Source organism: Achromobacter veterisilvae (assembly GCF_900496975.1).
In the GTDB taxonomy this organism is placed as follows: domain Bacteria; phylum Pseudomonadota; class Gammaproteobacteria; order Burkholderiales; family Burkholderiaceae_B; genus Achromobacter; species Achromobacter veterisilvae.
This window is the reverse complement of record NZ_UFQC01000035.1, coordinates 36,642-55,768: the sequence shown is the minus strand read 5'-3', so window position 1 is coordinate 55,768 and position 19,127 is coordinate 36,642. Positions and strand designations below refer to the sequence as shown.

The following is a 19,127-nucleotide window of genomic DNA, read 5'->3' as shown; positions in this document are numbered from 1 at the left end:
CTCTTCATTCCTGGAGCACCGAATGACCGGATTGTTCATCGTGGTGGCGGCGCTGGCGTTTCTGATGCTGGCGGCGTATCGAGGCTACAGCGTGATCCTGTGCGCGCCCATCGCGGCCATGGGCGCGGTGCTGCTGACCGACCCTTCGGCGCTGGCGCCGGTGTTCTCGGGCATCTTCATGGAGCGCATGGCGGGCTTCGCCAAGCTCTATTTCCCCGTCTTCCTGCTGGGCGCGGTGTTCGGCAAGCTCATCGAGCTGTCGGGCTTCTCGCGCGCCATCGTGCAGGCGGTGCTGCGCCTGATCGGCGCCGAACGCGCCATCCTGGCCATCGTGCTGGTCTGCGCGGTGCTGACCTACGGCGGCGTGTCGCTCTTCGTGGTGGTGTTCGCGGTCTATCCGTTCGCCGCCGAGATGTTCCGCCAGGGCGGCATTCCGAAGCGGCTGATGCCCGGCGCGATTGCGCTGGGCGCGTTCACCTTCACCATGACCGCCCTGCCCGGCACGCCGCAGATCCAGAACATCATCCCCACCACGTTCTTCGAAACCACCACCTGGGCCGCGCCCTGGCTGGGCCTGATCGGCGCGGCCTTCACGCTGACGGCCGGCATCGCCTACCTGGAGTGGCGGCGCAAGCGCGCGGCGGCGGCCGGGGAAACCTATGGCACGGACCTGCGCAACGAACCCGCCACGCCGCCCGGCGAACGCGACCACCACCCGCTGGTCGCGCTGCTGCCGCTGGTCGTGGTGGGGGTGGCCAATTACCTGCTGACGCGCTGGATCCCGGGCTGGTACCCGGCCGGCTCCGAAGTGGCGCTGCCCGGGCTGCCCCAGCCCATGCCCGTCAACGCCGAGGACCAGGTGGCGCTGTGGGCCGTCATGGGCGCGCTGATCGCCGGCATCGTCACCATCCTGCTGTTCTCGTTCCGGGCCATCAAGGCGCACTTCGCCGAGGGCAGCAAAAGCGCGGTATCGGGCGCGCTGCTGGCCTCCATGAACACCGCGGCCGAGTATGGCTTCGGCGGCGTCATCGCCGCGCTGCCCGGCTTCCTGCTGGTGGCCGACGCGCTCAAGGCCATTCCCGACCCGCTGGTGGGCGAAGCCGTGGCCGTGACCTCGCTGGCCGGCATCACGGGCTCGGCCTCGGGCGGCATGAGCATCGCGCTGGCCGCCATGGCGCAGACCTTCATCGACAGCGCCAACGCGGCGGGCATCCCCATGGAGGTGCTGCACCGGATCGCCGCCATGGCCAGCGGCGGCATGGACACGCTGCCCCACAACGGCGCGGTCATCACCCTGCTGGCGGTGACCGGCCTGACGCACCGCCAGTCCTACGGCGATATCTTCGCCATCACCGTGATATCGACCTTGTCGGTCTTCCTGGCGATCGCCGTGTACTACCTGACCGGCATCGTCTGACCGAAGGCGGGGGCAATGATCTCCGCCAGCCACTGCGTAAAGACCCGCACCCGCGCGGACACCTGGCGGTTCTGCGGGTACAGCACCGACACCGGCATGGGCGCGGGCGGCGCGGCGGGCAGCACGACCTTGAGTTCGCCGGCCGCCAGTTCGCGCTCGATGCGGTAGCGCGGCACCTGGACCAGCCCCAGGCCCGCCAGCGCCGCGCCGGTATAAAGCTCGGCCCCGGTCACGCTGACCACGGCCCGGGGCCGGACTTGCACGTTGCGCCCGTCCACCGTGAAATCCAGCGGCAGGCTGCGCCCCGTGGCGCTGGACAGGTAGTCCACGGCGCGGTGCCCCTCCAGGTCTTCCAGGCGCGTTGGCTCGCCGTAGCGCGCCAGATAGGCCGGGCTGGCCACGGTCACCTGCGGCATCAGGGCGATCTGCCGCCCGGCCAGCGACGAGTCCTGCAGCGAGCCGGTGCGCAACACGCAATCCACGCCTTCGCGCACCAGGTCGACCAGGCGGTCGTCTTCGCCCAGGTGCAGCACGATGTCGGGATAGCGTTCCAGGAAGCCGGGCAGCCCCGGCATGACGAAGAACCTGGCCAGCGTGCCTTGCGCGTTGACGCGCAGCAGCCCCTTGGGCGCGGTGTCCAGGAACGCGCCGTCGGCCTCTTCCAGGTCCGCCAGCAGGCGCACGCAGCGCCGGTAGTGGGCCTCTCCGTCGTGCGTCAGCCGCACCTGCCGCGTGGTGCGCTCCAGCAGCCGGGCGCCCAGGCGGGTCTCCATCCGCTTGATCAGATTGGTGACCGTGGGACGCGGTATCCGCAGGTCCTCGGCGGCCTTGGAAAAGCTGCGCCGCTCGGCGATGCGCACGAACACCCGCATTTCCTGGAAACGATCCATCGCGCCCCGTCCATTATTAATGCAAATGAAATTATGTTAGCGAATATAGAGTAATTATCTTCCGCCTGAAATAGTCCATGATTCGACTCATCCCCCCAACCACAGGAGAGACTTCATGAACGTCCAAACCCCGCAACGCATCGCCCTGGTCACCGGCGGGTCGCGCGGCATCGGCGCCGCCATCGCGCGCCGGCTGGCCCGCGACGGTTTCGCCGTCGGCATCAACTACGCCTCCAGCGCCGCGCAAGCCGACGCGCTGGCCGAGGAAATCCGGCTGGCGGGCGGCCGCGCCGTGGCGGTGCGCGCCGACGTGTCCGCCGCCGACGACGTGCGCGCCATGTTCGGCCAGGTGGAAGCGGAACTGGGCCGCGTCGACGTGCTGGTCAACAGCGCCGGCATCCTGGAGATCAAGCCGCTGGCCGAGACCAGCGACGACCTGTTCGAGCGCACCTTCGCCATCAACACGCGCGGCACCTTCAACACGCTGCGCGAGGCGGCCGCCCGCCTGGCCGACGGCGGCGCCATCGTCAACGTGTCCAGCACCACCGTCGCGCTCAACCTGCCGGGCTACGCCGTCTACATCGCCAGCAAGGCGGCGGTGGAAAGCCTCACCCAGGTGTTCGCCAAGGAACTGCGCGGGCGCCGCATCACCGTCAACGCGGTGGCCCCGGGCCCGGTCGCCACCGAACTGTTCATGAAAGGCAAGAGCCCGGAACTGATCGAGCACTACGCCAAGATGCCGCCCCTGGAACGCCTGGGCCAGCCCGACGACATCTCGGGCGTGGTGTCGTTCCTGGCGGGCCCCGACGCCGGCTGGGTCAACGGCCAGGTCCTGCGCGCCAACGGCGGCCTTGCCTGAACGCGCCGTCTTCCTCCTCCCTACGCATGAGCCCGCCCGCCGCGGCGGACTTGCGGCGCGCCGCCCGGACAGCCGCGGATTTGCGTGCGTCCTCATCCGTTCTACCCATGCCCGCCTCGCCTGATGGGCTGAGCGGGCCATGGCGCGCCGCGCTTTTTTCCAACGATCACTCGGACCTTTGACTTACGGACAAGTCTGGCCAGTCGCATGAGGTTTGCATGAGACGGAAGCCGGAAGGTCTGTATTAGGCTGACTCCGCAGTACTCCGACTCACCTTGATCGATTGGACGAAAGCAAATGAATCAACTCATTCATCCGGACTGCCACCCCTTCACCGCAGCAGGCAATCTGAAACAGATCTCCGCGTTTTACGAGGAGGGACGTCGAGTCATGTGGATGATGCTCCGGGCGCAGCCGCGCCCATGCTTTAACCATGAATTGATCGACGAAATCATGACCCTGGCGCGGGCCGCCAAGGATTCCGGCCTGCCCATCGACTTCTGGGTCACGGGTTCGCTGGTTCCGCAGATCTACAACGTCGGCGGCGACCTCAACTTCTTCGCCGAAGCCATCCGCACCGGCAAGCGCGAGGCCTTGCGGGCCTATGCCCGGGCTTGCGTGGATTGCGTGCACGCGGCCACGCGCGGCTTCGACACCGGCGCGATCTCGCTGGCAATGATCGAAGGCACGGCGCTGGGCGGCGGCTTCGAGGCCGCGCTGGCCCACCATTTCGTGCTGGCCCAGAACAATGCCCGCATGGGCTTCCCGGAAATGGCGTTCAACCTGTTCCCGGGCATGGGCGGCTATTCGCTGGTGGCCCGGCGCTCGGGCATGAAGCTCGCGGAAGAACTGATCGGCACGGGCGAATCCCACACCGCCGAATGGTTCCACGCCAGGGGCCTGGTGGACGTGCTGTTCGAGCCGGGCGACGCCTACAAGGCCACGCGCACGTTCATCGACGTCATGCGGCCCAAGCTCAACGGCATGCGCGCCATGCTGCGCACGCGCCAGCGCGTGCTGAGCCTGCCGCGTTCCGAGCTGATGGACATTACCGAGGATTGGGTCGACGCCGCGTTCTCGATCGATCCGAAGGACCGGGCCTACATGGAGCGCCTGGTGATCGCGCAGAACCGGCGCAGCGCCGTCACCGCCGACGCCGCGATGGAAGCCACCATGCACTGACGCCGGCGCGGTGCCGGCTGCGTCAGGCGATCAGATGCAGCCGGCGGCGCTGGGTCAGCCAGGCGGTGAACTCCGGCGCCGGCATGGGCTTGGCATAGAGATAGCCTTGTTTGGCGTCCACGCCCAGCGTATCCACGAACACCGCCTCTTCCGTCGTTTCCACGCCCTCGGCGATCACCTTCAGTTCCAGCGTGCGCGCCACGGCGACGATGGCGCGCGCCAGCGCCTGCGACACCGGGTTCTCGTTCACGCCGCGCACGAAACTGGCGTCCAGCTTGATCGCGTCCAGCGGAATGCGGGCCAGTTGCGACAGCGAGGAATAGCCGGTGCCGAAGTCGTCCAGGTGGACGCGCGCGCCCAGTTGGCGGAACTGCTTGATCAGTTCGATGGCCGCGCCTTCGTCTTCGATCAGGCAGCTTTCGGTGAGTTCGATGTCCAGCAGGCAGGGATCCAGGCCGGTGTCGCCGATCGCGCGCATGAAATCGCTGACCACGCCCTTGTCGTTCAACTGCCGGGCCGACATGTTAATGGCGATTCGGATATTCAGGCCGTCGCGCTTCCAGGCGGCCGCCTGCCGGGCGGCTTCGCGCATGACCCATACGCCCAGCGGCGAGATCAGGCCGGATTCCTCGGCATAGGGGATGAAGGCGCCCGGGCCGACCATGCCGCGCTCGGGCGAGCGCCAGCGCACCAGGGCTTCCACGCCGTCGACCTCGCCGGTGCGCCCCGCCAGCTTGGGCTGGTAGTACAGCATCAGGTGGCCTTCGCTCAGGGCCTTGCGCAGATTGGTATCCAGCCAGACGTAGTCCGCGTTGCGCCGGTCCATTTCGGGCTGGAACACGCGATAAGTGTGGCGCCCCGCTTCCTTGGCCACGTACATGGCGATGTCGGCGCTGCGCACCACGCTGTCCAGGTCGGCGCCGTGGTCGGGGTACATCGCGATGCCGATGGAGCAACTGGTGTAGACCTCGATCAACCCCTGGCGGAAAGGTTCGCGCAGGCGCTCGATGATGCGCTGGGCGGTGGCTTCGAGTTCCCAGGGCTGGGCCGCTTCCTGCAGGACGATGAACTCGTCGCCGCCCAGCCGCGCCAGCGTCTGGCCCTCGGACAGGCAGGCGGAGATGGCCACCGCCACCGCCTTGAGCAGGTGGTCGCCGAAGCCGTGGCCGTAGTGGTCGTTGATGCGCTTGAAGTTGTCCAGGTCCAGGAACAGCACGCCGCCCCGCCCTTCCCGGCCCGCCGCCAGCGCCTCTTTCAGCCGCGCCGTGATGGCATGGCGGTTGGGCAGGTCGGTCAGCATGTCGGTATTGGCCAGCACCCGCAGGCGCTCCTGCGCCTGGCGCTCTTCCGTGATGTCGGTGCCCGAGCAGATCAGGTAGACGCGCTTTTCGCCGCTGCCGCTGGTGACGAACTTGTTGCGGAACAGGAACAGCCGGGGGCCCTTGACCGTATTGATGACCCGCTCGGCTTCGTAGGACTGGCCGCGCTTATAGAACTCGGCGATATTGCGGCGCGAGGCGATGGCCTCTTCGCGCGTCATGAACATGTCGAAGACGCTGCGCCCGACGATGTCCTGTTCGCGCTTGCCGGTGTATTCCTCGCTGAGCTTGTTGAAGCGCTGCACGCGGCCGTTCTGGTCGACGATGACGATGACCGAATTGGCCTCGGACACCACGGTTTCGGCGAAGGACAGGCCCTCGACCAGGTCCTTGGCGACGGACTCGGTATCGGAATGCGCGGACGCGGTGCCGGCCCATTCGTTGGGATTGATCTTGCGGCCCACCAAGTGGAGCCGGAGCAGGTCGCCGTACAGCGCGATGTCGATGCGCACGCTGGAGGTGATGCCGGTCAACCCGCGTATCGTCGCGGCCTGTTCCGGCCGCAGCGCCATGGCGATGTTCGCGGCGCCCTTGACCGCTGCGAGCTCGAACGCGTCGCTGTCAGCCGCCAGGCGCCAATACGGGCTATGCGTACCGAAATGCGCATACAGGATCGATCTTTCGTCCTGGTTCTCTGTCATTGTGGAATCCCCCTGCCGTCCTAGGATGGCCCGCAAAGCACATTACGGCCTAGTCAATTCGGGGTCAACCTCCCCGTATCGGACCGCTCGGGGTTTATTGCGGAATATTGCATGCGTGCGCCGCGGCGGCGCGGCCGATGACGCGTCCGCCCGCGCTCGCGCGCAAGCCTTGTTGCGCATGCCCTGCGGCCGGCCGCAACAACATCGCCGGAAATTCCTGGAGGAACTTCCGGCGAGTGACGCAACGGCGCAACCTTGGCGCAAGCGGACGATCAGTCGCCCTTGACGCCGGCCTCGTCGATCACCTTGGTCCAGCGGGCCAGCTCGGCCGACACGCGGGCTCCGGCGTCGGCCGGCGTGGTCCAGGTGGCGATCGCGCCCTGGTTCAGCAACGACGCCTTGACGTCCGGCTTGGCCAGGATTTTCTTCAGTTCGCCGTTCAGGCGGTCGACCACCGGAGCCGGCGTGTTGGCCGGCGCCACGATGCCGAACATCGAGCTCACTTCGAAGTCCTTCAGCCCGGCCTCGGCCGCGGTGGGAACGTCCGGCAGCGCTTCCACGCGCTGCGGCGAGGTCACCGCCAGCGCGCGCAGCTTGCCCGCCTTGATGTTGGCCTGGGCCGCCGGCACGGTTTCGATCATGCTGAGCACCTGGCCGCCCATCAGGTCGGTCATGGCCGGGCCGCTGCCCTTGTACGGCACGTGCAGCACGTCCACGCCCGCGGTGCGCTTGAACATTTCGCCGGCCAGGTGCTGCGGCGAGCCGTTGCCGGCCGACGCCATGGTGATGAAGCCCGGCTTGGACTTCGCCAGCGCGATGAACTCGGCCAGCGTGTTCGCCTGCACCGACGGGTTCACCACGAACACCAGCGGCACCGTGCCCACGATGGACACCGGCGCGAAGCTCTTCTCCACGTCATAGGTGACGCGGCCTCGGTACAGCGCGGCATTGATCGAATGGCTGGTCAGCGCGCCCATCAGCAGCGTGTAGCCGTCGGCCGGCGCCTTCGCGACCTGATCGGCGCCGATGTTGCCGGCGGCGCCCGCGCGGTTCTCCACGACCACGGACTGCCCCAGCGCGCCCGTCAGTTCCTGCGCCAGCACGCGGCCGATCACGTCGGTCGCGCCGCCAGGCGGGTACGGGACGATCAGGCGGATGGGCTTGTCGGGATAGGCATCGGCGGCCAGGGCCGGAGCGGAAACGCCGGCGCACAGCGCCAACAGGGAAAACAGCATGGCGCGGCGGGGCCGCAGACGCAGGTCTGACATGTAGGTCTCCTGCCGGGATGGGTATAGGAATGAACGGGACGCCCGGCTCGTCAACGGCGCCAGTGTAGGGTCAGCAACTTGATTGAAGAATCAGAATTTTTCTATCGACTGATCTTAAAAATAGATCAATAAAATTGCTGGAACAAAGCGCTTGCCGGCGCTTTCAAAGGGTGGATATGATGCCGCCATTGGATTATCAATAATATTATCGAGAGCAAAAATGACGGACGAGACCAAGCACGGCAAGCCGGCCCCCGGGCCTTTCGACAGCGCGGGCGCGGCCGCGCGCGGCGTTGCCCGCGGGCTCACCAACTACGGCGACACCGGCTTTTCGCTCTTCCTGCGCAAGGCATTCATCAAGGGCGCGGGCTACACCGACGACGCCCTGTCCCGCCCCATCATCGGCATCGTCAACACCGGCAGCAGCTACAACCCCTGTCACGGCAACGCCCCCCAACTGATCGAAGCGGTCAAGCGCGGCGTGATGCTGGCCGGCGGCCTGCCGATGGACTTCCCCACCATTTCGGTGCACGAGAGCTTCTCGCAGCCCACCAGCATGTACCTGCGCAACCTCATGTCCATGGACACCGAGGAAATGATCCGCGCGCAGCCCATGGACGCCGTCGTGCTGATCGGCGGCTGCGACAAGACCGTGCCCGCCCAGTTGATGGGCGCGGCGTCCGCCGGCGTGCCCGCCATCCAGTTGGTCACGGGATCCATGCTCACCGGCTCGCACCGCGGCGAACGCGTGGGCGCGTGCACCGACTGCCGCCGCTACTGGGGCCGCTACCGCGCCGATGAAATCGACGCCGAAGAGATCGCGGACGTCAACAACCAATTGGTGGCCAGCGTCGGCACCTGTTCCGTGATGGGCACCGCCAGCACCATGGCCTGCATCACGGAAGCCCTGGGCATGATGGTGGCGGGCGGCGCCTCGGCCCCGGCCGTCACCGCCGACCGCGTGCGCGTCGCGGAAAAGACCGGCGCCACGGCCGTGGCCATGGCCGCGTCGCGGCTGACCCCGGACCGCATCCTGACCGGCAAGTCCATCGAAAACGCCCTGCGCGTGCTGCTGGCCATCGGCGGGTCCACCAACGGCATCGTGCACCTGACGGCCATCGCCGGCCGCCTGGGCATCGACATCGACCTGGCCGGCCTGGACCGCATCAGCCGCGAGACCCCCGTGCTGGTGGACCTGAAGCCCTCGGGCCAGCACTACATGGAAGACTTCCACCACGCCGGAGGCATGCCGGCGCTGCTGCGCGAACTGCGCCCCTACCTGCACCTGGACGCGCTGACCGTGTCCGGGCGCACCCTGGGCGAAGAACTCGACGACGCGCCTCCCGCCTTCCCGCAGGACGTCATCCGCACGGCGGCTTCGCCCATCTACCCGGTGGGCGGCCTGGCCGTGCTGCGCGGCAACCTGGCGCCCGGCGGCGCCATCATCAAGCAATCGGCCGCCAACCCCAAGCTGATGGAGCACGAGGGCCGCGCCGTGGTGTTCGAAGACGCCGAGGACATGGCGCGGCGCATCGACGACGACGCGCTGGACGTGGCCGCCGACGACATCCTGGTGCTCAAGCGCATCGGCCCGACCGGCGCGCCCGGCATGCCCGAAGCCGGCTACATGCCCATCCCCAAGAAGCTGGCGCGCGCCGGCGTGAAGGACATGGTGCGCATCTCCGACGGCCGCATGAGCGGCACCGCCGCCGGCACCATCGTGCTGCACGTCACGCCCGAAGCCGCCATCGGCGGGCCCCTGGCCTACGTGCAGAACGGCGACCGCATCCGCCTGTCGGTGGCCGGCCGCGAAATCTCGCTGCTGGTGGACGACGCCGAACTGGCGCGCCGCGCCGCGGCCCTGCCCATCAGCCGTCCCACCGCCGAACGCGGCTACCGCAAGCTGTTCCTGCAGACGGTGACCCAGGCCGACCAGGGCGTCGACTTCGACTTCCTGCGCGCCGGCGTCACGCACGACACCGTTCCGAAGAAATAGGCCATCGCTCCATGAACGCCATCACGCCCGACGCCCTGCAGGCGCAGTCCCCCGACGCCGTGCAAGCCGCCGTGGCGGCCCTGGAGGAAGACATCGTCTTCGGCCGGCTGCACCCGCGCGAACGGTTGACCGAAGACGACCTGATGGCGCGCTTTTCCATGAAGCGCCACGCCGTGCGGCAGGTCCTGACCGGCCTGGAACTGCTGGGCGTGGTCGAGAAAAAGCGCAACGTGGGCGCCGTCGTGCGCGCCTTTTCGGCGCGCGAAGTCATGGAGCTGTACGCCCTGCGCGAAGTGCTGGAAGTGCACGCCGCCAGCCTGATTCCCCTGCCCGTGCCGCAAGCGCGGCTGGCGGCGCTGGTGGCCGTGCAGCGCGAACACGACGCGGCCGTCGCCGACGGCGACACCCGCCGCGTATTCCGCAGCAACCAGCGCTTCCATCATGAATTCTTCAGCCTGCTGGACAACGCGGTGCTGGGCCAGGCCATCGAGGAATACGCCCGCCGCACCCACCCCATCCGCTTCGGTTCGCTGACGTCCGCCGCCTACCGCGAACGGGCCCGGCAAGAGCACTGGGCCCTGATCCACGCCCTGCGCGACGGCGACCGCGGCGCGCTGATGGCGGTCTGCCGCAACCACCTCGTGCCCTCGCGGGACGCCTACCTGGCGTCCGAACAGGTCCGCGCCACGGCCTGAGGGCGCCGCCGCTACGCCAGCAGGGACAAGGCCTCGGCCAGGGACAGCACCGTCGTGCGGGACTCGAACGCCGTCGCGAACAGGTGTTCGTGCACGACCGGGTCCGGATCGAAGCAGCAATCCTTGACGGTGTACAGCCGGAAATCCGCGTCGCTCGCATAGGCGACCGACGACAGCATCACGCCCGTGGACGCGATGCCCGCCATCAGCAGCGTATCCACCCCCGCCGCCGACAGCCGCAGTTCCAGATCGGTGCCGAAGAACACGCTGGCCCGGTGCGCCAGGATGAGCGGCTCGCCGGCCCGCCGGCCCAGCTCCGGAGAAATCTCGTCATCCAGGAACAGGCCCAGCCTCTTGATCCCCTGCCCGTTCTTGTTCAGCGGACTGACCTCCGGATAGCCCGCGCTGAACCCGATCCGCGCGAAATAGATCGCGACGCCCGCGCGCCGCGCGGCATCGCAAAGCTCGCGGGCATTGGCCAGCAGGGTCGGCGCCACCGCGGGGAACAGCGCCATGATGTCCGTCTGGTAGTGCATCACCAGCAGCGCGGTGCGCGCCGGGACGATCGCGGGTTCGGTGTGTCGCGGCATGATGGCTGCGCCATGGAAGAGGTATCTGAATCTAGCACGGCGGCCTCCGCATTTCACCCGGACGCGGCGGCCGGCAGCCCCCTTCCGGGCCGATCAATGCAGCACCTGCTCCAGGAAGCGCCGCGTGCGCTCATGGACCGGGGCGTCGAAGAGCTGCCTGGGGCAGCCCTGCTCGACCACCAGTCCTTCATCCATGAAGACCACCCGGTCGGCAACCTGCCGCGCAAAGCCCATTTCATGGGTGACGCAGATCATGGTCATGCCATCGGCCGCCAGCGCCAGCATGGTATCCAGCACTTCCTTGACCATCTCGGGGTCCAGGGCGGAGGTCGGCTCGTCGAACAGCATGACTTTAGGCCGCATGCACAGCGCTCGCGCGATCGCCACGCGCTGCTGCTGCCCGCCGGACAACTGGCCGGGATACTTGCCCGCCTGGTTGGCGATGCGCACCCGGTCCAGGTAGTGCGAGGCGCGCTCGCGTGCTTCGGCCCGCGACACCCCTTGGCAATGCACCGGCGCCAGCATGCAGTTCTCCAATACCGTCAGGTGGGGAAACAGGTTGAAGCTCTGGAACACCATGCCCACCTCCTGGCGGGCGCGCGACAGCGCCGCGCCCTCGTGGGCCAGGGCGTGGCCCAGCACCAGCACCTCGCCATCGGTATAGCTTTCCAGCCCGTTGACACAGCGGATCATGGTGGATTTGCCCGACCCGGAAGGTCCGCAGACGATGACGCGCTCGCCCTGGGCCACCTCCAGGTCGATGTCCTTCAGGACGTGGAACTCGCCGTAGTGCTTGTTCAGCCGGCGCAACTGGACGGCGGGCGTGGCGGTGATCGGGCTCATGATCGTTCTCCAGGTGGGGCCGGGGCGCTCAGGCATGCGCGGCCGGGGTATTGCGTTTGCGGAGATAGGCGACGGCCTGCGAGGCCACGACGCAAATCAACAGGTAGGTCGCCGCGATGGTCAGGTACATCTCCACCAGGCTGGCGTCGCGCTGCGCGATTTTCGACGCCGCGCCCAGCATGTCGGTGATCGAGAGCACGTAGACCAGGGAGGTATCCTGGAACAGGATGATGGTCTGGGTCAGCAGGATGGGGCTGACCGAACGCAGCACCTGCGGCAGGATGACCAGCCAGTAGGTCTTGGCCGTGGACATGGACAACGCCCGGCAGGCCTCGTACTGCCCTTTGGGCACGGCATTGAGGCCTGCCCGGATGATCTCGGCGTAATAGGCCGCCTCGAACATCGCGAACGTGATGAAGGCGGTGTACACCGGCCCCACCGGCACCGGCCGCGCCGCGCCGGTGGCCCACATGAGCAGCATGGGCACCAGGAAGAAAAACCAGAACAGCACCATGATGAGCGGGATGGCGCGCATCAGGGTGATGTAGGCGGTGGCCAGCGGCGCCAGCACCGGCACGCGCAGGTGGCGCGCCAGCGCCAGCGCCACGCCCAGCACCAGCCCGCCGACGAAACTGCTGACGGTCAACTGCAGCGAAAAGCCCAGCCCCTCCAGCAGATAGGGCGCGGCCCGCTCGATGGCGCCGAAGTCGAAGCTGTTCATGGCCGTCACACCTCCTTGAACGATTTGCGCCAGCGCATGCGGCCGCGCGCCGGACGGTTGGGCGCGGCATCCGCCTGCTGGCCCGGAATGCGCAGGCGGCCTTCGATCAGGCGCATGCAGACGTACACCAGGCAGGCCAGCAGCAGGTACAGCAGCGTCGCCGCGCCGAAGGCCTGAAACGTCTGGAACGTGAACTCATTGATCTGGCGCGCCTGGGCCGTCAGCTCCAGCACGCCGATGGTCAGCGCCACCGAACTGTTCTTGAAAATGCCCATGACCTCGCTGGTCAGGGTGGGAATGATGATGCGCAGCGCCTGCGGCAACAGCACCAGGCGGTAGACCTGCAAGCTGCGCATGCCCAGCGCCTCGGCGGCCTGGCGCTGGCCCGGCGGCAGCGCTTCGATCCCGGCCTTGACCTGCTCGGCCACGCGCGCCGCCGTGTACAGCGCCAGCCCCAGCAGCGCGGGGATGACGCTGCCCCAAGGCGGTGGGACGGCCTTGACCGCGTCGCCCCAGGCGCGCGGCAGCAGCTCCGGCACGACGAAGTACCAGACGAACATCTGCACGATCACCGGAATGTTGCGGAACACCTCCACGTAGATCCGCGCCAGCGCGGCGACCAGCGGCCTGCGCGCGGTGCGCGCGCAACCCACGGCCAGGCCCAGCGCGAAGGCGACCGCCCATCCCGCCAGGGCCAGGAACAGCGTCCAGCCCAGTCCGGTCATCAGCCAATCCAGATAACGCTCGCCGCCTTCCGGCACTTCCTCGAATAGCACGCTGAACATGGCCGCCCCGCCGTCTTCAGAAATCGACCTTGTCGCTGGGCGAGGCGATGCGTTCCCGCAGCCGCTCCGGAACCGGGAAACTCAGGTTGACGTTGCGCGGCGGAATGGGCGATTCGAACCACTTGCGGTAGGCCTGCTCGAACGAGCCGTCCTTCATCATCCCGGTCAGCACGCCGTCCACCAGGGCCTTGAAGGGCGCGTCGTCTTTCTTGAACATCAGGCCGTAGTAGCCCGGATCGTAGCCGCCCTCCAGGAAAACGAAGGCCGCCGGATCGCGCGAATTGGCGCGCTCGCCGGCCAGCAGGATGTCGTCCTCCAGGAAGGCGACGGCGCGCCCGTTGCTCAGGGTCAGCATGGATTCGCCGTGGTCCTTGGCCTGGATCACGTTCATGCCCAGCTTCTCCTTGTCGTTGGCGGCGCGCACGAAGCCCACGGCGTTCGAGCCCTGCGTCACCACCACCGTCTTGCCCTTGAGATCGGCCGGCTGCTTCAGGCCGGAATCGGCGCGCACCAGCCAGCGCGGCTGGCTGGCGAACGTGGCCACCGAGAAGGACACCTGCTTCTGCCGCGCCAGATTGTTGGCCGTGCCGCCGCATTCGATGTCCACGGTGCCGTTGACCACCAGCGGGATGCGGTTGGAGGAATTCACCGCCACCTGCTTGACCGCCAGGCTGGACAGGCCCAACTGCTGCTTGATGCGGTCGACGATGGCCGCGCACAGGTCCAGCGAGAAGCCCACCGGCTTCTGCTGGCCGTCCAGGAAGGAAAACGGCACCGAGGATTCGCGGTAGCCCAGCGTCACCGATCCGGTCTCCTTGATCTTCTGCAGGGTGGGTCCCGGATCCTGGGCCCAGGCGGACGACAGGCCCAGCGCCAGCGCGCAGGCGGTGGCGTAGCGGGAGAACGTGCTGTTTTTCATGTCATACCCCTTGTGTAAAGCCAGGCCTCGGGACCGGGCGATTAGCATGGCAGGCGGCACTTCTACTCAAGCCGACGCCGGCGCCTGCAAGCCGGCGGCGATGATCCCGGCGACGCGATCGACGTCGTCCGGGGTATTGAATACGCCGAACGACACGCGCACCCCGTCGCGTTCCGGCGAAACGCGCACGCCCTGCTGCGCCAGGTAGCCCGCCCATCGTTCGGCGGGCAGATCCAGCACGTAGATGTGCGCGCGGCGAGCGCGTTCGCGCGGGCCCGCCAGGCCCACGCCCAGCGCGTCCATGCGTTCGATCAGGCGGTCGCCCAGCGCCAGCACGTGGCGCTCGATGTTGGCGATGCCCACGCCGGCGATGAGATCCAGCGCGGCATCCAGCGCGTGGATGTCCGCCAGGTTGTAGTTGCCGATCTCGAAGCGGCCGGCATCCTCGCGCAAGGCCAGGTCGTCGGGATCGGCGATGAGATCGGCCGGCGGGCGCGCCAGCCCGGCCGTGGCCAGATAGACCGGCCGCAGTTCGGTCAGCGCCGCGTCCACGTACAGCAGGCCCAGCCCCTGCGGCACCAGCAGCCCCTTGTGGCAGCCGGCGGCCAGCATGGACACGCCCATAGCCTTGACATCGACCGGCAGCACGCCGACCGACTGCATCGCATCCACCACCAGGTAGATCCCGCGCTCGCGGCACAGCCGCCCGACGTCGGCCACGTCATGGCGATGGCCGGCATGGAAGGTGACGTGAGACAGCGAGATGGCCCGGGTGCGCGCGTCCACGCGCGGCGCGAACAAGGCGGCGTCGGCCACTCCCCGGTCCAGTTTGACGAAGCGCACTTCCACCCCGCGCCGTTTCAGGTTCAGCCAGGCATAAGCGTTGTTGGGATGATCGCCCTCGATCAGCAGCACGTTGTCGCCCGGCTTGAAATCGATGGCGTTGGCCGCGATGTTCAAGCCTTCCGAGGTGTTCTTGGTGAATGCAAGCTCTCCCGCCTGCGCGCCGAGGAAGGCGGCGACGCGGGCGCGCACCTGCTCCACCCGCTCGAGCCAGACCGGCTTGGGGCCGCCGCAGGCGCTGGCCTCTTGATAGAAGGCCTCCAGCGCCTGGCGCACGCTGCCGGCCAGCGGCGACTGGTGGGCGGTATCCAGGTACAACATCCGGGAACTGGCGGGAAAATCCTCGCGCACCGCGGCGCAAGCATGGAAATCGGACATGGCAGGTCTACCAGAAAGGATTGCGCCTCAAGCCAGGCGGAAGGCCGCGATCTTCTGGCCCGGACCGTGCTCGACGAAGGTGGCCAGCACCGCCTGGCCGATCAGGGACGCGCCTTCGAGCGGCGCGCCGGGCAACTGGCCGTAGAGGCAGGGCCCCTCTTCCAGTTCGATGGCGGCGAATACATACGGCGCCTCCGCATTGAAGCCGTCATGGTGGGTACGGCGCACCGTGGTGTGCGAAATCACTTTTCCGCGCCCGCTGGCCGACACCCATTGCAGGCCGTCCTCGCGGCAGAACGGGCAACATACGCGGGGATAGAACACGTGCCGCCGGCAGGCGCCGCAGTACTGGATCATCAGCCGGTCCTCGTTGCAGCCCTGCCAGAAGGGCTGGTTCAAGGCATTGATCCGCGGTTGGGGCTTGAGCATGTCGACTCCTCAGTGGACGCGTTCGAGAATGGCGGCGCTGGAACACAGGCCGCGGCCGTAGGCCACCATGCCGTAGCCGGACACCAGGCCCAGCCGGCAGTCCAGTTGCCGGCCCGGCGCGCGGCCCAGCAACTGGGCCGCGGCCTCGTAGACGCCGATCATCCCGCCGCTGGCGCCGGCCTGGCCGGCCGACAACTGGCCGCCGCCGGTGTTGACGGGTAGCGCGCCGCGCCAGCTCAGGTCGTTGTTGCGGACGTACTCGTGGGCGCGGCCGGGCTCGCACAGCCCCAGCCCTTCCATCTGCACGAAGGCCATGACCGGGTAATCGTCGTACAGTTGGGCGAACTGCATCTGCGCAGGTTCGACGCCGGCACGCTGGTAGAGGCGGCTCGACAGGCCCGACCAGCCGCCCGGGACGGCATAGGGATCGTTGGCCGGGTAGTTGTGGATTTCTTCCGCCGCCAGGATGCGCAGCGACGGCCCCTTGAGCCCGGCGGCCACCCGCTCCGACGCCAGCACGATGGCGTCTCCGCCCACGCAGGGCATGACGCAGTCGTACAGGCGCAGAGGATCCGCGATCGGCTTGGCGTTCAGGTAATCGTCCAGCGTGAGCGGGGTCTTGAACAGCGCGTTGGGATTGCGCAGGGCGTTCTCCCGCAAGGCCACGCAGAAGCGGCCGAAATCCTCGGGCGTCGCGCCATGCCGCTCCATATACAGACGGGTATGCAGCGCGAACATGCCGTTGGCCCCGCCGAACCCCTGCGGCGACATGTATTCCTTGATGGAGCCGTTGAAACGATCCAGGGTTTCGTTGTGGGCGGCGACGTCGAACGCGTCCGCGGCAAGCACCAGCGCCACGTCGCAGGCGCCGTCGCGGATGGCGCGCGCCGCGTGGGCCATGCCGATGATGCCCGAGGCGCCGCCATACAGGCCCTGGAACAGGAAGCGCGCCTCGATGCCAAAGTGCTCGGCCACCGTCGGCGCATTGTCGGGCGGCAGCAGGAAGCAGGTGACGGCCAGCCCGTCCACGGCGCTCCACGGCAGCCCGGCGTCGGCCAGCGCCGCCGCGCCCGCCTCGTACATCAGGCGCTGCACGCCGCGTTCCGAACGCTTGGCGTAGGGCGCCTGCCCCGCGCCCACGATCCGCACCCCTTCGAACATCCCGGCCATCAGATCACTCCCTGCGCGGTCAGCGCGTCGAATTCCTGCGGCGATACGCCCAGCAGGCCCTGGTAGATTTCGCGGTTGTCGGCGCCCAGGGCGCGACCGGCGTGGCGCACCTCTCCCGGGGTGTCCAGGAAACGCGGCACCACCCCCTGCATGCGCACCTGCCCGAAATCGTCGTCGGGCACCGACACGATGTTCTCGCGGGCCTGGTAGTGCGGGTCGCGGACGATGTCGCTGATGTCCAGCACCGGCCCGGCGACCACCTCGGCCTCTTCGAACAGCGCCATGACAGCCGCGCAGTCGCGCTCGCGGAACCAGCCGGCGATGATCTCGTCCAGCGCCGTGTCGTGTTCGCAGCGCGAGGCGTTGTCGACGAAGCGCGGATCGGTAATGAGTTCCGGCATGCCCAGCGCCTGGGCCAGGCGTTCGAACGTGCGCTGCGAACTGGCCGAAATACCCACCCAGCGCCCGTCCAGCGTCTGATAGGTATTGCGCGGCGAATCCTCCGCCAGCCGATTGCCCAGCCGCTGCTTGACGATGCCCAACTGGTCGAAGCCGATCACCTGGGATTCGACCAGCCGGAACAAAGGCTCATAGAGGCTGACGTCGATCTCCTGGCCCTGCCCGTTGCCGTGATCGCGGTTGTAGACGGCGAACATCGCCGCCATCGCCGCGAAGGTGGAGGCCACCGAATCGGCCATGGGAAACCCCGGCAGCGTGGGCGGCCGGTCCGGCGCGCCGGTGAACGACGGGATGCCCGAAAATGCTTCCGCGATCGTGCCGTAGCCGCCGCGCCTGGCGTAGGGGCCGGTCTGGCCGAACCCCGAGACGCGCACCATGACCAGGCGCGGATTGATACGCGCCAGTTCGTCGTATCCCAGGCCCCAGCGCTCGAACGTGCCGGGACGGTAGTTCTCGATCAGCACGTCGGCTTCGCGGATGAGTTCCCGGAACAGCTCCTGGCCGCGCGGATTGGACAAGGTCAGGGTGATCAGCCGCTTATTGCGAGCGATCACCTTCCACCACAGCGACAGCCCCTCCTTCATCGGGGTCCAGTGGCGCATCGAATCGCCGGAGCCCGGCAATTCCAGCTTGATGACGTCGGCGCCGAAATCGGCCATCTGGGTGGCCGCCAACGGCCCGGCGATCATATTGCCCGCATCGATGACGCGCAGGCCCGCAAGCGGCCCCTTGCGAGAGAGTGCCGCGGCCGGTTCGGCGCTGGGTACGGTTTCGGGGGAACTGGACATGGTGGGTTCCGATCTCACTTGGAAAGAAAATCTGCCCTGTGATAAACTTCCGAATATTGGAAGTTTTTCTTTCACTAATTGGATTCATTATGATCAGCGACTCACAGGCTGTCCCTAGGGATCAACCCCTAGACCGGTTGCTGCACGTGCTCGACGTAGTGGCGCATGCGGACCGCGCCCTCACCATGACCGATGTGGCCGCCGCCTGCGGCCTGCCGGTGCCCACCGTGCACCGGCTCGTCGCGCAACTGGAAGAAAGGCGCTTGCTCAAGCGCGTGCTGGGCAGCAAGAAGCTCGCGGTCGGCGCCGCCCTGGTCGACCTGGGCATGGCCGCGGTCTCGGCCGCCATGCGCGGCGACCAGAGCCACCAGATCCTGGTCGCGCTGTCCAACCGCATCGGCGAGCATTGCCAGCTCGGCCGCCGGGTGGACGACGAAGTGTTCTATGTGGATTCGGCGACCGCCACGCGGTCGCAGGGCCTGTACTTCGACCACGGACACCGTTCGCCGCTGTACTGCACGTCAATAGGCAAGCTGTTCCTGTCCGAAATGCCCGAGGAACAATTCGAATGGTGGCTCGGCCACGCCACGCTCGAACCGCTCGCGCCCAACACCATCGTTTCCGCGGAGACCCTGCGCAGCGTGGTGCGCAAGGTGCGCAAGGATCAATGGGCGGCAAGCAATGAAGAGGTAATGGCCGGCGTGGTCGGCTGCGCCGTGCCCATCCGGGATGCGCAGGGCAAGCTCATCGCCGGCCTGGGGATTTCCGTGCCCAGCGCGCGCGTGGCCTTCGACGAACTGGCCGGATTCCGCGAACCCATGCGGGCCGCGGCCGCCGAAATCGCCGCCGCGATCGCGGCGGCGGACTGAGGACCG

At 67.8% G+C, this 19,127-nt stretch carries 18 protein-coding genes; 6 read left to right on the top strand and 12 right to left on the bottom strand.

Annotated features, from left to right (window positions below; genetic code table 11):
* The first annotated feature begins 22 nt into the window (after positions 1-22).
* Positions 23-1,417: a GntP family permease gene (locus tag AVE30378_RS25275; protein WP_129244779.1), complete on the top strand. Its 1,395-nt coding sequence runs from the start codon at positions 23-25 to the stop codon at positions 1,415-1,417.
* Here AVE30378_RS25275 and AVE30378_RS25270 read toward each other — a convergent pair.
* A complete protein-coding gene (locus AVE30378_RS25270) occupies positions 1,396-2,307 on the bottom strand; it encodes a LysR family transcriptional regulator (protein WP_129244777.1) in 912 nt (303 codons plus the stop codon). The genes AVE30378_RS25275 and AVE30378_RS25270 overlap by 22 nt on opposite strands.
* A 115-nt stretch (positions 2,308-2,422) precedes the next feature.
* Here AVE30378_RS25270 and AVE30378_RS25265 point away from each other — a divergent pair, with 115 nt between their 5' ends.
* Both AVE30378_RS25265 and AVE30378_RS25260 read left to right on the top strand, forming a co-directional pair.
* Positions 2,423-3,166: an SDR family oxidoreductase gene (locus AVE30378_RS25265; protein WP_129244775.1), complete on the top strand. Its 744-nt coding sequence runs from the start codon at positions 2,423-2,425 to the stop codon at positions 3,164-3,166.
* 297 nt (positions 3,167-3,463) lie between these two features.
* Complete coding sequence (locus AVE30378_RS25260) at positions 3,464-4,348, top strand: crotonase/enoyl-CoA hydratase family protein (RefSeq protein WP_129244773.1); 885 nt, start codon at positions 3,464-3,466, stop codon at positions 4,346-4,348.
* 22 nt (positions 4,349-4,370) lie between these two features.
* Here the strand turns inward: AVE30378_RS25260 and pdeR are convergent, their stop codons facing one another.
* Together pdeR and AVE30378_RS25250 are read right to left on the bottom strand one after the other, a co-directional pair.
* Positions 4,371-6,368, bottom strand: a complete 1,998-nt coding sequence (gene pdeR / locus AVE30378_RS25255; RefSeq protein ID WP_129244771.1) for a cyclic di-GMP phosphodiesterase — start codon at positions 6,366-6,368, stop codon at positions 4,371-4,373.
* 272 nt (positions 6,369-6,640) lie between these two features.
* Positions 6,641-7,636 carry a Bug family tripartite tricarboxylate transporter substrate binding protein gene (locus AVE30378_RS25250; protein WP_129244770.1) on the bottom strand — a complete coding sequence of 332 codons (996 nt, stop codon included), beginning with the start codon at positions 7,634-7,636 and terminating at the stop codon, positions 6,641-6,643.
* A gap of 220 nt (positions 7,637-7,856) precedes the next feature.
* Here AVE30378_RS25250 and AVE30378_RS25245 point away from each other — a divergent pair, with 220 nt between their 5' ends.
* Together AVE30378_RS25245 and AVE30378_RS25240 are read left to right on the top strand one after the other, a co-directional pair.
* Complete coding sequence (locus AVE30378_RS25245; RefSeq protein ID WP_129244769.1) at positions 7,857-9,632, top strand: IlvD/Edd family dehydratase; 1,776 nt, start codon at positions 7,857-7,859, stop codon at positions 9,630-9,632.
* Positions 9,633-9,643: 11 nt separating this feature from the next.
* Positions 9,644-10,327: a GntR family transcriptional regulator gene (locus AVE30378_RS25240; RefSeq protein ID WP_129244767.1), complete on the top strand. Its 684-nt coding sequence runs from the start codon at positions 9,644-9,646 to the stop codon at positions 10,325-10,327.
* Between the two features lie 11 nt (positions 10,328-10,338).
* Here the strand turns inward: AVE30378_RS25240 and AVE30378_RS25235 are convergent, their stop codons facing one another.
* The 9 genes from AVE30378_RS25235 to AVE30378_RS25195 all read right to left on the bottom strand — a co-directional run bounded on the left by AVE30378_RS25235 (position 10,339) and on the right by AVE30378_RS25195 (position 18,252).
* Positions 10,339-10,917: a cysteine hydrolase family protein gene (locus AVE30378_RS25235; RefSeq protein ID WP_129244765.1), complete on the bottom strand. Its 579-nt coding sequence runs from the start codon at positions 10,915-10,917 to the stop codon at positions 10,339-10,341.
* Between the two features lie 93 nt (positions 10,918-11,010).
* The gene (locus AVE30378_RS25230; RefSeq protein WP_208742436.1) at positions 11,011-11,760 is read right to left on the bottom strand and encodes an amino acid ABC transporter ATP-binding protein; all 750 of its coding nucleotides are present in this window, start codon (positions 11,758-11,760) and stop codon (positions 11,011-11,013) included.
* 28 nt (positions 11,761-11,788) lie between these two features.
* Complete coding sequence (locus AVE30378_RS25225) at positions 11,789-12,481, bottom strand: amino acid ABC transporter permease (protein WP_129244761.1); 693 nt, start codon at positions 12,479-12,481, stop codon at positions 11,789-11,791.
* Positions 12,482-12,486: 5 nt separating this feature from the next.
* Positions 12,487-13,266 carry an amino acid ABC transporter permease gene (locus AVE30378_RS25220; protein WP_129244759.1) on the bottom strand — a complete coding sequence of 260 codons (780 nt, stop codon included), beginning with the start codon at positions 13,264-13,266 and terminating at the stop codon, positions 12,487-12,489.
* A gap of 16 nt (positions 13,267-13,282) precedes the next feature.
* A complete protein-coding gene (locus tag AVE30378_RS25215; protein WP_129244757.1) occupies positions 13,283-14,185 on the bottom strand; it encodes a transporter substrate-binding domain-containing protein in 903 nt (300 codons plus the stop codon).
* A 66-nt stretch (positions 14,186-14,251) separates the two neighbouring features.
* On the bottom strand, positions 14,252-15,406 hold the full coding sequence (locus AVE30378_RS25210) for an aminotransferase class V-fold PLP-dependent enzyme (RefSeq protein WP_129244755.1): 1,155 nt from the start codon (positions 15,404-15,406) through the stop codon (positions 14,252-14,254).
* Positions 15,407-15,433: 27 nt separating this feature from the next.
* The gene (locus tag AVE30378_RS25205; RefSeq protein WP_129244753.1) at positions 15,434-15,835 is read right to left on the bottom strand and encodes a Zn-ribbon domain-containing OB-fold protein; all 402 of its coding nucleotides are present in this window, start codon (positions 15,833-15,835) and stop codon (positions 15,434-15,436) included.
* A 9-nt stretch (positions 15,836-15,844) separates the two neighbouring features.
* On the bottom strand, positions 15,845-17,005 hold the full coding sequence (locus tag AVE30378_RS25200; protein ID WP_129244751.1) for a thiolase family protein: 1,161 nt from the start codon (positions 17,003-17,005) through the stop codon (positions 15,845-15,847).
* Positions 17,005-18,252: a CaiB/BaiF CoA transferase family protein gene (locus AVE30378_RS25195; protein WP_129244749.1), complete on the bottom strand. Its 1,248-nt coding sequence runs from the start codon at positions 18,250-18,252 to the stop codon at positions 17,005-17,007. The genes AVE30378_RS25200 and AVE30378_RS25195 overlap by 1 nt, the downstream gene beginning before the upstream one ends.
* A gap of 89 nt (positions 18,253-18,341) precedes the next feature.
* On the opposite strand from AVE30378_RS25195, the gene AVE30378_RS25190 reads away from it, so the two are divergent.
* A complete protein-coding gene (locus tag AVE30378_RS25190; protein ID WP_129244747.1) occupies positions 18,342-19,121 on the top strand; it encodes an IclR family transcriptional regulator in 780 nt (259 codons plus the stop codon).
* Positions 19,122-19,127: the final 6 nt, after the last annotated feature.

Bases quoted from the DNA above. Each gene is read 5' to 3' on its own strand.
- AVE30378_RS25210 (WP_129244755.1), bottom strand. From the start codon at position 15,406: ATGTCCGATTTCCATGCTTGCGCCGCGGTGCGCGAGGATTTTCCCGCC.
- AVE30378_RS25220 (WP_129244759.1), bottom strand. From the start codon at position 13,266: ATGTTCAGCGTGCTATTCGAGGAAGTGCCGGAAGGCGGCGAGCGTTAT.
- pdeR (WP_129244771.1), bottom strand. From the start codon at position 6,368: ATGACAGAGAACCAGGACGAAAGATCGATCCTGTATGCGCATTTCGGT.
- AVE30378_RS25230 (WP_208742436.1), bottom strand. From the start codon at position 11,760: ATGAGCCCGATCACCGCCACGCCCGCCGTCCAGTTGCGCCGGCTGAAC.
- AVE30378_RS25260 (WP_129244773.1), top strand. From the start codon at position 3,464: ATGAATCAACTCATTCATCCGGACTGCCACCCCTTCACCGCAGCAGGC.
- AVE30378_RS25215 (WP_129244757.1), bottom strand. From the start codon at position 14,185: ATGAAAAACAGCACGTTCTCCCGCTACGCCACCGCCTGCGCGCTGGCG.
- AVE30378_RS25275 (WP_129244779.1), top strand. From the start codon at position 23: ATGACCGGATTGTTCATCGTGGTGGCGGCGCTGGCGTTTCTGATGCTG.
- AVE30378_RS25200 (WP_129244751.1), bottom strand. From the start codon at position 17,005: ATGGCCGGGATGTTCGAAGGGGTGCGGATCGTGGGCGCGGGGCAGGCG.
- AVE30378_RS25265 (WP_129244775.1), top strand. From the start codon at position 2,423: ATGAACGTCCAAACCCCGCAACGCATCGCCCTGGTCACCGGCGGGTCG.
- AVE30378_RS25195 (WP_129244749.1), bottom strand. From the start codon at position 18,252: ATGTCCAGTTCCCCCGAAACCGTACCCAGCGCCGAACCGGCCGCGGCA.
- AVE30378_RS25270 (WP_129244777.1), bottom strand. From the start codon at position 2,307: ATGGATCGTTTCCAGGAAATGCGGGTGTTCGTGCGCATCGCCGAGCGG.
- AVE30378_RS25235 (WP_129244765.1), bottom strand. From the start codon at position 10,917: ATGCCGCGACACACCGAACCCGCGATCGTCCCGGCGCGCACCGCGCTG.
- AVE30378_RS25205 (WP_129244753.1), bottom strand. From the start codon at position 15,835: ATGCTCAAGCCCCAACCGCGGATCAATGCCTTGAACCAGCCCTTCTGG.
- AVE30378_RS25240 (WP_129244767.1), top strand. From the start codon at position 9,644: ATGAACGCCATCACGCCCGACGCCCTGCAGGCGCAGTCCCCCGACGCC.
- AVE30378_RS25245 (WP_129244769.1), top strand. From the start codon at position 7,857: ATGACGGACGAGACCAAGCACGGCAAGCCGGCCCCCGGGCCTTTCGAC.
- AVE30378_RS25190 (WP_129244747.1), top strand. From the start codon at position 18,342: ATGATCAGCGACTCACAGGCTGTCCCTAGGGATCAACCCCTAGACCGG.
- AVE30378_RS25250 (WP_129244770.1), bottom strand. From the start codon at position 7,636: ATGTCAGACCTGCGTCTGCGGCCCCGCCGCGCCATGCTGTTTTCCCTG.
- AVE30378_RS25225 (WP_129244761.1), bottom strand. From the start codon at position 12,481: ATGAACAGCTTCGACTTCGGCGCCATCGAGCGGGCCGCGCCCTATCTG.